Below are 13915 nucleotides of genomic sequence, written 5' to 3'. Positions count from 1 at the left end.
GACCATGATCAAGCACTTCGACTACACGCTCGGCAGCGAGACGATTGCGCTCTGCGCGAGCTTCGGCGCGGGGCCGGCGTTGCGCCGTGTGCTCGTGAGCCGCGCGGATTCGATGGAGACGCTGGTGGTGCTCGACGCGCGCGGCCTGTCGGGTCTCTTGAAGGTCGCAACCGAAGAACCGGAAGGGCTCCTCGACGACGCGATCCGCAAGGTCGGCGACGAACAGCTCGTCGAACGGGCGATCAGCGGCAGGACCATCGTCGAAACCGCACTGTGACGGCATAAGCACGGCGCGGCGGCGCGGATCAGGGAGTATGCTGCCGGTCCGACCGGCTCATTCACGCATGCCCGATGCCCGCAACTGGCGCTGCCATTCCCGTTTCCCGCCGCTATACGACGATTCGCGTGATCGCGTATCACGGCATCCTGCAAAACGTCACGGCCTTGCTGGCGTTCGTCCCGTTCATGCTGTTCCTGCACGAACGGTCGCTGGCCGCATTCTCGTCATGGTCGGGGCAGATGTGGGCGCTGCAGGGCGTGTCGTTCGCGGCGGCGATTGCAGGTCTCGTCGGTCACATCGCGCTGGCATTTCGTCGCGGATGGGGACGGACGCTGGATGTGGCGACCTGGATGGTGTTGAGCGCCGCGTCGCTCATGCTGTCGTCGTGGATCACGGTGCTCATCGGGCTGCCGCTGGGTGTCGCCGGTCTCGCGCTGATGTACAACCGGCTGAGCAACGACTATCTGAACCTGCCGCACGCCGCGATCGAACCGACGGCACGGCGCTTCGTATCCGTCGGCCTGCTGGCCGCCTCGTCCGCGCTGCATTACTGGGCGATCTCGTTCGCGACGATGCGTACCGGCACGTTCGGCTACCTGCTGCCGAATGGCCGGCCGATGGACCTGCTGATCGCCGCTGCGATCGCGCTGGTCGTCGGCACTGCTGTCGCGCCACGCGGGCAACGCATGTGGTGCTGCGGGATGTCGCTGATGACGTCCGCCGTCGCGATGCTGGCGATGCTGTTGAGCTACGTGTCGGTCGCGACGCCGCTGGTGCGCTACCTGCCGCACGAATACCGGCGCATCGCCATTCCGTGGCAACCGATCACGGTTTACGCGATCGTCACGTTCTGCATTGCGCTGGTGCTGATACGCGCGACGAAGCCGCCGAAGCAGAGCGACTGGGAGCAGTGGTCGAATCCCGACGCTTCCACCGGGGCGGGCGCTGCGCGCCGGGAAACGACCTCCTGACGCTGCGTGGCTAATCCGCGAACCGGTCCGTCGCCGCGATCAGCGCTTCCAGGATCCCCGGTTCGTTATACGCGTGCCCGGCGCCGGGCACGATCTCGAACGTCGCTTCCGGCCACGCCTTCGACAGATCCCATGCGGTGCGAGCGGGCGTCGCGATGTCGTAGCGGCCTTGCACGATCACGCCGGGAATGCCGGCGAGGCGATGTGCGTCGCGCAGCAACTGGCCTTCCTCGACGAAACCGTGGTTGACGAAGTAGTGGTTTTCGATCCGCGCGAACGCGAGCGCATAGTGGCCGTCCGCGAAGTGCGCGGCGAGCGCGGGATCGGGCAGCAGCGTGATCGTGCGGCCTTCCCAGATGCTCCACGCGCGCGCGGCTTCGAGCTTCGCGGCTTCGTCGTCGCCCGTCAGCCGGCGATGGTAGGCGGCCATCAGGTCGCCGCGCTCGGCTTCCGGAATCGGTGCGACGAAGGCTTCCCACAGGTCGGGGAACAACCACGACGCGCCTTCCTGGTAGTACCACAGCAATTCCGCGCGGCGCATCGTGAAGATGCCGCGCACGATCAGCGCGCTGACGCGTTCCGGGTGCGTTTCCGCGTACGCGATCGACAGCGCGCTGCCCCACGAGCCTCCGAATACGAGCCATTGCTCGGCGCCGACCATCTCGCGCAGGCGTTCGATATCGGCGACCAGATTCCACGTCGTGTTGTTCTCGAGGCTCGCGTGCGGCATCGAGCGCCCGCAGCCGCGCTGGTCGAATAGCAGAATGTCGTAGCGCTCCGGGTCGAACAGGCGGCGATGATCGGCGCTGCAGCCCGCGCCGGGGCCGCCATGCAGGAACACGGCGGGCTTGCCGGCCGGGTTGCCGCAGCGCTCCCAATAGATGCGATGGCCGTCGCCGGTGTCGAGGTGGCCGTGGGCGTAGGGTTCGATCGGTGGGTACACAGACAGGCTCCGGGTGAGGGTCGACAGGAGGCGGACGAGCGGGCCGGTGTGCGGGCGGGCACGGTACTTTGAATATTGCGGCGCCGCAAAAAACTCGTTGCGCAGGCATCGGCCGGCCGCCGCCGGACAAGGCTTGTCATTATGCCCATTCGCCGCGCCGGACGTGTGCTCGCTATGGTGAGCACCGTCGCCGGGGTTCGCGCCGGGATTTTTGAAGCAATTTCATTCCGATATTTTTCATACAAAATCCCGGCGGCATATCGGTGCGCCGGATCGGGGCACCTGCCTATCTCCTGCTTCTTTACCGTGCCAACGGGAATCAGTCGATGAACCATCGCGTCACGCAGTTGACCGGGTTGCGCGCCGTCGCGGTGTCGATGGTCGTCGTCGGTCATGCCGAGCACGTGCTGCCCGGCGGCTACACGGGCTGGTACGCGCCGTTGCGCCTGATCGCCGACGGCAAGCTCGGCGTGCTGATCTTTTTCGTCCTCAGCGGTTTCCTGATCACCAACGTGCTGCGCGCCGAGTTCTCGCGCACCGGCGATATCGCGCTGACGTCGTTCTACGTGCGCCGCGCGCTGCGGATCTGGCCGGCCTGCTACGTCTATCTCGCGGCCGTCGCGATTGTGGCCTTCGCCGGCTGGTTCGACGTCGATCGCCGACAGTGGCTGTATGCCGCGCTGCACCTGTGGAATTACTCGGCGTGGTTCGGGCTGACCGCCGACAACCTGTTGCATCGCGACGGCGCGTGGTATCTCGGCCATTTCTGGTCGCTCGCGCTCGAGGAACAGTTCTACTGGTTCTGGCCGTTGCTGTTCGTGTACGGCATCCGCCGCCGCGGCACGCGCTGGCTGGCCGCGCTGATCCTGATCGTGCCGCTGGTGCGCGCCGTCACGTATTTCGTTGCGCCGGCGCTGCGCGGGCAACTCGGGATGATGCTGCACACCGGCGTCGATCCGATCCTGATCGGTTGTTATGCGTCGCTCAACCGCGAACGGCTCGAAGCGTGGATCCGTTCGTGGCGCGGCGAGACGCACATCGTGACGGCGATCATCGTTGTCGTGCTGCTCGGGATGCCGCTCGCCGAACACCGGCTCGGCGGCTTCTGGAATGCGACGTACGGCGTGACGCTTGAAGCCGCGCTGATCGCGATCGTGATCGTCGTGCTGAATTTCCGCAACGAGTTCTGGTGCGCGCGCTGGCTGCGCGCCGGGCCGGTCGTGTTCATCGGCACGATCTCGTTCAGTCTCTATCTGTGGCAGCAGCCGTTCGCGAACCCGGACCTGCCGGTCGCGCACGCGTTTCCGCTTGGGATCGTGTGGGCGCTGATGGCGGCGACGGCCAGTTACTTCCTCGTTGAAAAACCGTTCCTGCGGCTGAAGGATCGCTATACGGCGCGCGAGGCGCGACGCGTGCGTGATGACGCGTTGCGCAGGCCCGTGCCGACCGAGGCGATCGGGCCGAAGGTGGTGGAGTAGGTCACTGCGTTATTTCATCGCCGAAGGCGGATACCAGAAGTTTCGGAACATATCGATTCCGTACGTCTTGCCGTCATAGCGGACGACCGTGCGTGCGGTGCGTGTGCCCGTGTCCGAGTAGTCGCCGTCCTTGCGTTGCGTCTTCGTGATGTGCGCAGTGATCGACAGGTCTGCGAAACCGTGGCTCGAGGCTTTCTCGACGGCGATCGTCATGCGCGCCGATTCGCTGCGTGCGTCGCCGGTGGCGGGTCCGCAGGCTGTGCCTTCGCTACTGACCCAGCCGTAGAGGTTGGTGCCGAATACCGGGCGGATGCGGTTGCCTTCGCGTACCCACAGCGTCAATTCTTCGCTGGCAGCGGCGTCGGGGCAGCTCGGCCCACGTGCGCTGCTCGTGAACACGACACCGAACGCTCGCACGTCGGGCGACAGCCGGTAAGGTGCCGTATCGATGCGATAGCTGTTCTCGCCGACCTCCGTGAGCGCATCTTCCTGGACCACTGACCGCTCGGCCGCAACGACCTTGCCGCCCTCGACGAGCGCGACGATCTGCAGCTTGTCGCTGTCGTCCGGGTTCTTGCTTTTCGGACGCGAATCGAACGCGACGGCCGCGATCGTCGTGTCCGGCGCGTTCGGCATGACCTTGCACGCGGACGCGACGACGAGCCGGTCCGCGTCGCGCGTGGCGATCCGTGCGCTGGCAATGCCGGCCCAGCGGGCGATGGCCGTGACGGTATCGTCGCCGCAAGGCTGGCTGTCGGTGGCGTGCACGGCGGGAGCAGCGGCAAGCGCCAGCAAAGGAACGAAGCGACGGATTTTCATGGTCTCGATGGGAAAGAGGGGGCTTTGCAGATTTCCTGGGAACGTATGATAGAGCGTTAGTGTTCGGCTGCGGATTCAACCCGTTGAGCTTTGCGTTCTCTTCCTCAAGCTGTTTCAGCCGGGCAACTCCGAGGGCGACAGCCCACCGTACTTCGTCCGCCAGTTGTAAAACGTCGCGTCGCTGATCCTCATCTTGTGGCAGACCTCCGCGACAGGCGTGCCCTACTGCGCGGCATGAAGATCGAGCGGGCCAACCAGGCCTGGGCGCTCGACACGACCTACGCTCCTATGGCGCGCGGCTTCGTATCTCTGATCACAAAATTCGACAAATTCTCCGGTCATACGCCAATGTGTGGGATTAACGCATCTTGGCAGCAGCTCCTCATGCTCCCGTGCACGGGAGCAGTACAAAACGTGACAGAACAAGAGCGCGGGATGAGTAAAATCTGGGTCTTCCAATGCAGCAGAGGCAAGGAAGCGGCCGCAGATGATTCTCCTTCGGCATGCTGAAATTTCGACTTACGAAAAACATAATTCGGTATCCGGGATGAATTGAAAACTAAAAAAATTGGCCATGATCGAATGGTTGCCTAACCGATATCACACCCGCTGTCCCAACTCTCATCTATCTTTGGGACATTGCCTTCGACGTGCCAACAACACTGAGTACGGATTGGCTGCGGGCGTTGCAGCCGAAAATCTCAGCCGCGCGCATCGCGTGATTCATCGGCGTGAAACAAGCGTTTGTCTGGAAAACACTTGGGGTGAGCCGCCTGCTGAGATGCCGGTCGGTGGCTACAAACAATTGGGGATTGGCCGCGAAAATGGAAATTGGAGCACTACACTCGCTTGAAGCCGATCCAGGTCGAATTTTGTGCTTATGCTTTGGTAGCGTGAAGAACAGCTTTATATGGAAAGGTTGGTTATGCTGAATAAATGGACTTTTACTCTTTTATTTTCTATGAGCGCGGTAAGTTTGACGGGTTGTGCGGACGGCATGGCGCGTATTCATGCCGCTGGTCATCCGATCGTGATGGCGTCCTCTAAAAAAGAGGGGGCATTTGGCAAGGATGTGCGGCGAATTCAGGCTCCGCAGAAAATTACAAGGGGTCGGGATGGTGAGTGCTGGGATTACCAGGTCTCCGCAAACGGCAGCGGCCTACTACCGTATTACGTTGTGGTTGGTGCTAATGATCGCGTGGGCAGCCATAGTTTCAGGACATGTGAAGAGGCCAAAGAACTAGGTGAATTCAAGTAATCAGTGTGCGTAATGTGGATTGACCTGTGGAGTTGAGGCTTGGCCGGGATTCGCGAGAAATCCGCCGCATCCCGGTTCAATCCATTGATTTAGAGTCGCTAATGGCGCTGTCACGTTGCCGGAGGGAGTCGGGTAAGCTGCGGCGATGAAAAAGAAATCGCCCTACCACGGCCATCGATTCCCATCGGTGATCATCTGCCAGGCGGTCCGCTGGTATTTCCGCTTCCAACTGAGCCTGCGCGACATCGAGGAACTGCTGTTCGAGCGCGGCGTGGTCGCCAGCCACGAGAGATCCGCCGCTGGCGCGACAAGTTCGGCCCGGGCTTCGCGCATAACGTCAAGACTGCACGGCGCAAGCCGAGCAGCACTTGGCACCTGAATGAAATGTTCGTGTCACTGCGCGGCGAGCCCTACCTGCTGTGGCGGGCGGTCGACGAGCATGGCGTCGAACTGGACATCTTGCGACAGAAGCGCCGCGACAAGGCGGCTGCCAGGCGCTTCTTCCAAGCGGTTCAGCCTTCTTGGCCCAGCATTCTTGAACCGTCCAACTTCCGCGGTTCAGTTCACATATGCCGGGCCTTTTGTCGACATGTCGGCGAAAAAAGCAGCGGCTTACCGCGTCAGTGCCGTAAACCCTTCCAGCAACCGCTCAACATCAGCCGCTTGAATCGCGCCCATCGTCGAAATCCGGAACAGTTCCTTCGACAACCCGCCTTGCCCCGCGTAGATCACGAAGCCACGCGCCTTCAACCCGTCATGCAGCGTCTCGTACGTGACCCCCTGTGGCAGCCGGTACGCGCGCAGAACAACCGACGACGCACCTTCCGGCAGCACCAGCGGCATCCCGCGCGCGGCAAGCCCGGCCTGCGCCTGATCGGCGAGCGCCTTGTAATGCGCATGACGCGCGCGCCATCCACCAGCCTCATCAAACTCGCGCAGCGCCTCGACGAGCGCGTAGTACGCGTGCACCGACGGCGTAAAAGGCGTATTCCGCTGATCCTGCAGCTTCGCCAGACGACCGAGATCGAGGTAGTAAGTACGGCTCGCGGCCTTCGCGAGCGCACTACGGCGTACGATCACGAACGCCGCGCCCGGCACACCGTGCAGGCATTTGTTCGCGGTCGCGGCAACAGCATCGATGTCGCCACCGGCAAAATCGATCGCTTCCGCACCAAAGCTGCTCACACCATCAACGAGCATTTTCACGCCGCGCGAACGACACACCTCGGCAATCGCACCGAGATCGTTCAGCCGGCCCGTCGTCGTTTCATGATGAATCACGGCGACATGCGAATACCCGCCCGCATCGAGCCGTGCACCGATCTCAGCGAGATCGGGCGCCTGCATCCACTCATGCTTCAGTACATCATGCGCGATCCCGTACTGCGTCGCGATCTGCGTGATCCGCTCGCCGTACACGCCGTTCTCGATCACGAGCAGCTTGCCGTCCTGCGGCACGAGCGCCGCGATCATGCTCTCGACGGCGGCGGTGCCCGAGCCCGTCATCAGCACGGCGGCCCATTCGGCCGGATCGAGTTCGTACGCGGCGACGAGGCGCGCACGCGCTTCATCCTGCAGGTCGAAGAATTCGCTTTCGCGATGGCACAGGTCGGGTTGCAGCAGGCTGCGGCGCACGCGTTCGGTCAGCGTTACCGGGCCGGGGTTCAGCAGCAGCATCAAAGGGCTCCTTCAGCGTGGGCTTCGGTCTGCGCGGCGCCGATGTGCCGCATCAGACGGGTCTTGACCTCGACCGGTGTGACGGTCGGGCGGGGCAGGCCGTCGGGCACGCCGGTGCGGATCGCGAGACGCACGAACTGGGCACCGTCGTGCGACCCGGCCAGCGCCGTATCGAGCACGTCGAGCGCGTCGCCTTCGACCGCCGACGCGTAGCCGCATGCGGCCGCGACGCCCGCGAACGACACGTGCCGCGACACCGTTGCCTGGCCGCCCGTCGATTCGTGCGCGCCGTTGTCGAGCAGCACGTGCGTGAGGTTGGCCGGGCCGTAGGTGCCGAGCGTGGCGAACACGCCCATCCGCATCAGCGCGGCGCCGTCGCCGTCGACCGCGACCACGCGCAGGTCGGGGCGCGCGAGCGCGAGGCCGAGCGCGAGCGGCGTCACGCAGCCCATCGAGCCGACCATGTACAACTGGTTCGGGCGATCGTCGATCGCGTAGAGTTCGCGGCCGCAGAAGCCGGTCGACGCGAGCACGACGGTCGAGTCGACCGGCGTGTGCGCGATCACGCGCTGCAGCGCGTCCTGGCGGGTCGGCCAGGCATCGGCCGACGCGGCGCGCGACGACGATTGCGCGGCGACATGCGCGCGCGGCTGCGCCGCCGGGTTCGCGTTCAGTTCATACGGCGCGACGCTGCCTTTCTGCATCACGAGCGCGTACGGGCGGCCCGTCGCGTCCATGTGCGCGATCGCGCGGTCGAGTGCCGGGCCGACCTGCTCGGGGTCGGTCGGGAACGTCTCCCACGGGATCTCCATCGTGTCGAGCATCGCGGGCGTGATCGGGCCCATCAGCGCGTGCTGCGGCTCGTCGGCGACGCCCGGCTGGCCGCGCCACGTGACGATCAGCAGTTGCGGCAGGCGGAACGTCCAGGTCAGCGACGTCAGCGGGCTTACCGCGTTCCCGAGCCCCGAGTTCTGCATCATCGCGATCCCGCGCTTGCCGCCGAGCGTCGCGCCCGCGATCAGCGCGACCGCGTCGCCTTCGTTTGCGGCCGACAGGTAGTGCAGCGTCGGGTCCTGCAGCACGTAGTTGATGAACGGCGTCAGGTACGAGCAGGGCACGCCCGCGTACCAGTCGAAGCCGCGTTCGCGCGCGGCCTCGACGAACTGGGCCGCTTCGATCATTGCGCGCCCCCGTTGCCGGCACCTGGTTCGGACAGCGGCGTCTGGCCGTGCGCGAAGTCGCCCGCGCGGCGGAAGTCCTCGAGATCGTTGACGCCGCGCCAGTGGCCGTGCACGTACTGCACCTCGATCTTCTCGCCGGCGGCGATCAGTTCGTTGAGCAGCGACGGGATGTCGAGCGTGTCGAAATCGTCGCGCGCCTGCAGCGTCGCGAGCATCGCCTTCAGGCGGTCGACGCCGGCGCCGCGCACGTTCAGGAGGCCGATCCAGCGGCCGTGCGGCGTGCCTGCGGCGACGTCGCTCGATACGCGTTGCAGATAGGTCTTCTGGCCGAACAGGCCGCGATCGTCCGCCGCCGAGCACAGCGCGAAATCGCGCACGCTCTGGTTGGTCGGCTCGGTCAACGACGAATCGACCACCACGCTGAACTCGGCCTCGCTCTCCGCGAGGTCGCGCACGATGTAGCTGCGGAACAGCAGGTCGCCGTACGAGATCACGGTGTCGCCGGTCAGGCGTTCGGCCGCACATGCGAGCGACGCGAGTTCGCCCGTCTGCGCATGGCGTTCGTTGACCACGAGCTTGATGCCCGACGTATCGATCGCGTCGGCGCGATAGCCGCCGACCACGGTGATGTCGTTCACGCCGTGCGTCTTGAAGCCGTCGACGAGCCAGCGCAGCAGGGGCTTGCCGGCGACCGGCAGCATGACCTTGGGCTTGTCCTCGGTCACGGCTTCGAGGCCCTTGCCGCGGCTCGCGGCGAGCACGATCGCGGCGTTCGACGCGCGTGACGACGACGACAGGTAGATGCGCTCGGCGGCCGAGTACTCGTCGGCGTCCTGCAGGCGGAAGATCTCGTTGACCGATGCCACGCGGTCCTCGACGTTGATCAGCGTTTCGCTCTCGTGGATCTCGCGCGCGGTCGCCTGCATCGCGGATGCCGACGCGCGGATCAGGTGGTTCGCCCAGATCACGGTGCTGATGCCGGCCTGGCGGAACACGTCGGTCGGCGTGCTGTAGTACTTGGTCGGCACGATCACGAGCGGCGCCTTGCCGCTCCATTCGCGTGCGAACTGCAGGATCTCGTCCGGGCGCGACAGCTTGCTGTGGATCAGGATCGCGTCGGCGCCGGCTTCCGCATACGCGTTCGCGCGGCGCAGTGCCTCGTCCATCCCCCAGCCTGCGATCAGCGCTTCGACACGCGCGACGATCGAGAAGTCGGGATCGGTCTGCGAATCCTTGCCGGCTTTGATCTTGCCGCAGAACTCGTCGATTTCCGCGAGCGGCTGGCGCTCGCCGCCGATGAAGCTGTTGGTCTTCGGGAACTGCTTGTCCTCGATACAGACACCGGCAATGCCGCGCTGTTCGAGCTTCTTCACGAGGCGGCGCACGTTGTTGAAGTTGCCATAGCCGGTGTCACCGTCGAGCAGGATCGGCAGGTCGCTCGCGTCGGCCATGAATTCGAGCACGTCGACGACCTGCGTCCAGCTGGCCTCGTTGTTGTCGCGCACGCCGAACTGCGCGGAGATCGCCAGGCCCGACGCCCAGATCCCCTTGAAGCCGGCTTCGCGGACGATCCGCGCGGACAGGCCGTTGTGCGCTTCCATCAGGAATTCGAGGTCGCTGCTGACGAGCATGCGGCGCAGGCGTGCGCTGCGCGATTCGGTGAAATTGGGTTCGCGTGCGTTCATCGTGCGGCTCCTGCGGTAGTGCGTTGAATCAGGGGGAGGATTTCTTGCGTGGCGCGTGCGACGTCGTTCGGGAAGTCGATCTCGATCCACGGCGAGCCCGTCACGTCGGCGATGTCGAACGAATGGCCGCCTTCGAGCAGCAGGTCGCGCACGGCTTCTTCGTGCGGCATGTTCGCGCGGCCGCTGTCGACGTAGCCCGCGACGATCGTCGCGAGGCGGCGCGCGGTGCCTTCGGTGAAGCGGAAGAAGCCGACCGATTCGCCGATCGTGTCGTAGTCGAGGTCGACCGCGAGCTGCTTGCGCAGCTCGACCGGCACGCCATTCTTCACGCACAGCTTGACGGGTTCGTCGCCGGCCTCGAAGTCGCGGTCGATCAGCAGGCGGTCGACCGCCTTGTCGGGATCGGCCATCAGCGCATGCAGGATGTTTTCGTCGTACAGCACGTCCGCGTCCATCAGCAGCACGTCGCCGCCGCGCGTCATCGCATCGGCGACGGTATGCACGGTCAGCACGCTGCCGAGGTCGTAGCGCTCGTTCAGCACGATTTCGGCCTGGCGGCCGAGGCGCTTCAATTCCTGCTCGACCTTCTCGGACTGGAAGCCGAGCCCGAGCACGATCTCGTCGACGCCCGCGGCGTCGAGCACGCGCAAATGGCGCTCGAGCAGCGAAACGTCGTCAAAGCGCAGCAGGCACTTCGGGAACTGCGCTTCGGGCGGTTGTTGCAGGCGCAAGCCGAGGCCTGCCGCAAGAATGATGGCTCGCATGGGTTCTCCAACCAAAAAGCCGGCGGATCTGAACGATCAGTCGGCGAGCGGCTGCGGCGCACGGCGCCGCTGCCAGTTTCTTTCACTGAAATGCAGATAGAGCAGGCCGGGCAGGCCGAGCGCGAGTTCGCGCGCGCGCTTCGCGAGCGACAGCGCAAGCGCCGCGTCGGGCGGCAGGCCGACCAGCGGCGCGAGCAGCAGGTAGCCGCCTTCCTGCGCGCCGAGCGAGCCCGGGATCGCGAAGGCCGCACCGCGGATCGCCTGGCCGACGCTCTCGAGCAGCAGCGCGTCGAGCCAGCTGACCGGGTGCCCGAGGAAGTGCAGCGCGAGCCACACTTCCGCGGTGCCGACGATCCAGCCGACGAGGCTTAGTGCGAACGTCTTCGCGACCTTCGCACGATCGCGGTACAGCGCACCGACCGCTTCGTCGATCGCATCGGCACGGGTCGCGAGCGACGACCAGTCGCGCGGGCCGAGCAACTTCGACGCGAGACGCATGCCGCGGCCGAACAGCCCGCGCCGCTGCGCGACATAGAACAGCGCGGCGAGGGTGCCGAGCACGCCGGTGGCGATCAGCGCGGGCGTGCGCAGGTGCGCGACCGACTCGTGCGTCGCATACAGGCTGAACGCGCAGATGCCGATCAGCGCGAACGCCATTTGCGCGAGCGCCTGCATCGTCGTGCTGACGGTGACCGCCGCCGCCGCATCGGCCATCCGCGTGCCGCGCTGCGCGAGGTGGCGCACCATCAGCACGGGGCCGCCGATCTGCCCGGCAGGCAGCAGGCTGTTGACCGATTCGCCGACCCAGCGCGCACGCAGCGCGTTGCCGAGTTCGGCGCCCGGCTGGCCGCGACGGAACATCACCGAGATCGCGACCGCGTCGATCACGAGCGGCACGACGTGGAACGCCGCGACGAGCGCGAGCCCCCAGCCGGCCGCGAGAAACGTGGACGCGACCGCGCCGACGCCTTGCCATGCGAGGAGTGCGATGAAGAGTGCCGTCCCGAGGGACAGCAGGATCAGGCCGGCGCGTGTCATGACCCGGTCGTGCGTCGCGTGGCCAGTTGCTTGAACACCTGGCGGAAACCGAAATACGCGATCGCGTCCTTCATGTTCGAGATGAAGCGCTTCCACGGCCGCATGCCGGGGTTCGTCACGTATTCGAACGTGAGCGACACGCGCATCTCGTTCTGGCCGAGCGGCGTGATGCGGTGGCGCAGCTTGTCGCCGTCGAACAGCACGATGCCGCCGTCGGCGATCTGCACCGAGCCCGGTTCGTCGGCCACGTCCGGATTGCGCGTGTGCAGCTCGTAGTCGAGCCGGCACGACGATTCGTCGATCACGCCGATCAGCAGCGTGTAGCGGCGGCCGTCGTAGTACGACGTGTCGTAGTGCCAGCCGATGTGGTCGCCGGGCTTCGTGTAGTAATACAGCGCGTACGCGTGCGGATCGTCGTCCGGCGACAGCATCAGCTTGTCGCCCGTGACCTTCTCGAGGAAGCTGATCAGCGCCTTCGATCGATACAGTTCGGCGATGTACGGCGCCTGCTCGTCGATCGTGTGGCGGCTCACGCTGCCGCCCTGCTTGTGGCCGGGCAGGTAATTGCGGTTCAGGCCGGCCTGCATCGCGCGGGCGGCCGCCGCCAGCTTCGCGTGCGCGTCGGCCGGCAGGAACGTGTCGAGATACAGGAACGACCCCTGGCGCGTGTAGTCGCCGCGCAGGCGGTCGAGGTCGAGATGGCCGACGCGGTCGGCCACGGTGCGATCGGGGTCGGACGCGGCCGCGCGTGCAGGCGCGGGGCGTGCCGGGCTCAGCACGGAGTCGTCGCGCGTGCTAGGAGTCATTTGGAAGCCTGGATTTCAGTAGGGTTCTGCGGGAGGTTGCCGCGCCGGACGATGCGCCACCAGTCGATCACGACCCAGGCGGCGAACAGCGGCGCGCCGATCGACGCCGCGAGCAGGAACGGCTCGACGCCGTCGACGAGCGTCACGAGCGGCAGCAGGTACAGCACGTCTTCGGTCTCGAAGCCGCCTGCGAATGCCTGCTTGGTGCCGGCCTTGCCGGCGATCGATTCGATCCGCATGCGCAGGAAGAAGATCAGTGCGACGGCCGCGCCGGCCACCGCGCCGAGCAGCACCGGCGACGCGGCCATCTGGCCGCCCTGGGCGACGATGCCGAGGCCCATGCTGACGAACAGCGCGATCGTGACGAGCGCGTCGGCCGCGAGGTCGTAAAAATGGCCGATCTTGCTGGTTTTGCCGCTGATGCGCGCGAGTTCGCCATCGGTGTGATCGACGAAGTTCGACAGCACGATCAGGAACGCGCCCGCGTTGCTCCAGCCGAAACCGCCGTGCGCGAGGCACCAGGCGCCGGCGAGGCCGATCAGCAGACGCAGTGTAGTGAGGTGATTCGGGGTGACCGGCGTATCGACGAGCGGTCGGACAAGCGAGCGCGCGAGCCGCGCATCCCAGGTGCGTGGCAGGGGGGGCTCGGAGCGTGTGGCGTTTTTTCTTTGGTCCATCGGCGAAATATATACGGAATTGTAATTTGTTGCTTTTTATTCAATCAATGTCCTGACATACAAGAGTGTTACCGCGTCCAGCGGGTGTCGGCCGGTCGAAAACCGCGCATGCGAAAGGGCAGGCAAACGGGGCGGCCGCACCCGTATTCCAGTGTGGTTCGCATCGTGCGGGTGTCAAGGGCGGACGGGCCTCCGAGGCCGGCGCGGCGGTTATTTTCTCGCATGCCGGCGGGCGGCGCGCGGCGCGTGCAACCTTGACCCGCGTCAGGCCCGGAACAGCCGCATCGGGCGACAATTGGCCGCGCCGCAGACGGGTCGTCGATTGTTGATGGACAGGC

The 13915-nt window shown here is 65.5% G+C and carries 13 protein-coding genes and 3 pseudogenes; 6 read left to right on the top strand and 10 right to left on the bottom strand.

The window, feature by feature from the left end; genetic code table 11:
• The first annotated feature begins 4 nt into the window (after nt 1-4).
• Together ACTRWB_RS11095 and ACTRWB_RS11090 are read left to right on the top strand one after the other, a co-directional pair.
• Entirely contained in the window at nt 5-277 is a 273-nt protein-coding gene (locus ACTRWB_RS11095; protein ID WP_048251347.1) for a hypothetical protein, read from the top strand.
• A 74-nt stretch (nt 278-351) separates the two neighbouring features.
• Nucleotides 352-1251, top strand: coding sequence for a hypothetical protein (locus tag ACTRWB_RS11090; RefSeq protein ID WP_446901911.1), 900 nt, complete (start codon nt 352-354; stop codon nt 1249-1251).
• 10 nt (nt 1252-1261) lie between these two features.
• Here the strand turns inward: ACTRWB_RS11090 and pip are convergent, their stop codons facing one another.
• A complete protein-coding gene (pip, locus tag ACTRWB_RS11085) occupies nt 1262-2194 on the bottom strand; it encodes a prolyl aminopeptidase (protein WP_446901910.1) in 933 nt (310 codons plus the stop codon).
• 326 nt (nt 2195-2520) lie between these two features.
• Between pip and ACTRWB_RS11080 the strand changes: the two genes are divergently transcribed.
• Nucleotides 2521-3672 carry an acyltransferase family protein gene (locus tag ACTRWB_RS11080; RefSeq protein WP_446901909.1) on the top strand — a complete coding sequence of 384 codons (1152 nt, stop codon included), beginning with the start codon at nt 2521-2523 and terminating at the stop codon, nt 3670-3672.
• 9 nt (nt 3673-3681) lie between these two features.
• On the opposite strand, the gene ACTRWB_RS11075 is transcribed toward ACTRWB_RS11080, so the two are convergent.
• Together ACTRWB_RS11075 and ACTRWB_RS11070 are read right to left on the bottom strand one after the other, a co-directional pair.
• Nucleotides 3682-4491 carry a PA3715 family protein gene (locus tag ACTRWB_RS11075; RefSeq protein ID WP_446901908.1) on the bottom strand — a complete coding sequence of 270 codons (810 nt, stop codon included), beginning with the start codon at nt 4489-4491 and terminating at the stop codon, nt 3682-3684.
• 75 nt (nt 4492-4566) lie between these two features.
• A pseudogene (locus ACTRWB_RS11070) lies at nt 4567-4713 on the bottom strand (transposase); the annotation flags it as partial.
• A 421-nt stretch (nt 4714-5134) separates the two neighbouring features.
• Here ACTRWB_RS11070 and ACTRWB_RS11065 point away from each other — a divergent pair.
• The 3 genes and pseudogenes from ACTRWB_RS11065 to ACTRWB_RS11055 form a co-directional block, all read left to right on the top strand.
• Nucleotides 5135-5388 (top strand): annotated as a pseudogene (locus tag ACTRWB_RS11065) (aldehyde dehydrogenase family protein); the annotation flags it as partial.
• A 28-nt stretch (nt 5389-5416) separates the two neighbouring features.
• Complete coding sequence (locus ACTRWB_RS11060) at nt 5417-5749, top strand: hypothetical protein (protein WP_155420354.1); 333 nt, start codon at nt 5417-5419, stop codon at nt 5747-5749.
• 145 nt (nt 5750-5894) lie between these two features.
• Nucleotides 5895-6277: pseudogene (locus ACTRWB_RS11055) on the top strand (IS6 family transposase); the annotation flags it as partial.
• Between the two features lie 84 nt (nt 6278-6361).
• On the opposite strand, the gene ACTRWB_RS11050 reads toward ACTRWB_RS11055, so the two are convergent.
• Genes ACTRWB_RS11050 through ACTRWB_RS11020 form a run of 7 tightly spaced genes read right to left on the bottom strand, consistent with a single transcriptional unit; the run spans nt 6362 to nt 13577 of the window.
• Nucleotides 6362-7426 (bottom strand): 2-aminoethylphosphonate aminotransferase, encoded by a 1065-nt coding sequence (locus tag ACTRWB_RS11050; RefSeq protein ID WP_446901907.1) that lies wholly within the window; start codon nt 7424-7426, stop codon nt 6362-6364.
• On the bottom strand, nt 7426-8607 hold the full coding sequence (gene aepY / locus ACTRWB_RS11045) for a phosphonopyruvate decarboxylase (protein WP_446901906.1): 1182 nt from the start codon (nt 8605-8607) through the stop codon (nt 7426-7428). The genes ACTRWB_RS11050 and aepY overlap by 1 nt, the downstream gene beginning before the upstream one ends.
• On the bottom strand, nt 8604-10292 hold the full coding sequence (aepX, locus tag ACTRWB_RS11040; protein WP_193100781.1) for a phosphoenolpyruvate mutase: 1689 nt from the start codon (nt 10290-10292) through the stop codon (nt 8604-8606). Before aepX ends, aepY begins: the two co-directional genes overlap by 4 nt.
• On the bottom strand, nt 10289-11056 hold the full coding sequence (locus ACTRWB_RS11035) for a phosphocholine cytidylyltransferase family protein (protein WP_129517136.1): 768 nt from the start codon (nt 11054-11056) through the stop codon (nt 10289-10291). Before ACTRWB_RS11035 ends, aepX begins: the two co-directional genes overlap by 4 nt.
• Nucleotides 11057-11092: 36 nt before the next feature.
• The gene (locus ACTRWB_RS11030) at nt 11093-12094 is read right to left on the bottom strand and encodes an HpnL family protein (RefSeq protein ID WP_446901905.1); all 1002 of its coding nucleotides are present in this window, start codon (nt 12092-12094) and stop codon (nt 11093-11095) included.
• Nucleotides 12091-12900 (bottom strand): HalD/BesD family halogenase, encoded by an 810-nt coding sequence (locus tag ACTRWB_RS11025; RefSeq protein ID WP_343495304.1) that lies wholly within the window; start codon nt 12898-12900, stop codon nt 12091-12093. The genes ACTRWB_RS11030 and ACTRWB_RS11025 overlap by 4 nt, the downstream gene beginning before the upstream one ends.
• Nucleotides 12897-13577, bottom strand: coding sequence for a CDP-alcohol phosphatidyltransferase family protein (locus tag ACTRWB_RS11020; protein WP_446901904.1), 681 nt, complete (start codon nt 13575-13577; stop codon nt 12897-12899). The genes ACTRWB_RS11025 and ACTRWB_RS11020 overlap by 4 nt, the downstream gene beginning before the upstream one ends.
• Nucleotides 13578-13915 lie beyond the last annotated feature (338 nt).

This window comes from Burkholderia sp. YIM B11467 (genome assembly GCF_052952715.1).
The sequence above is the reverse complement of the archived record's forward strand: the minus strand, read 5'-3'. Positions and strand labels throughout refer to the sequence as shown.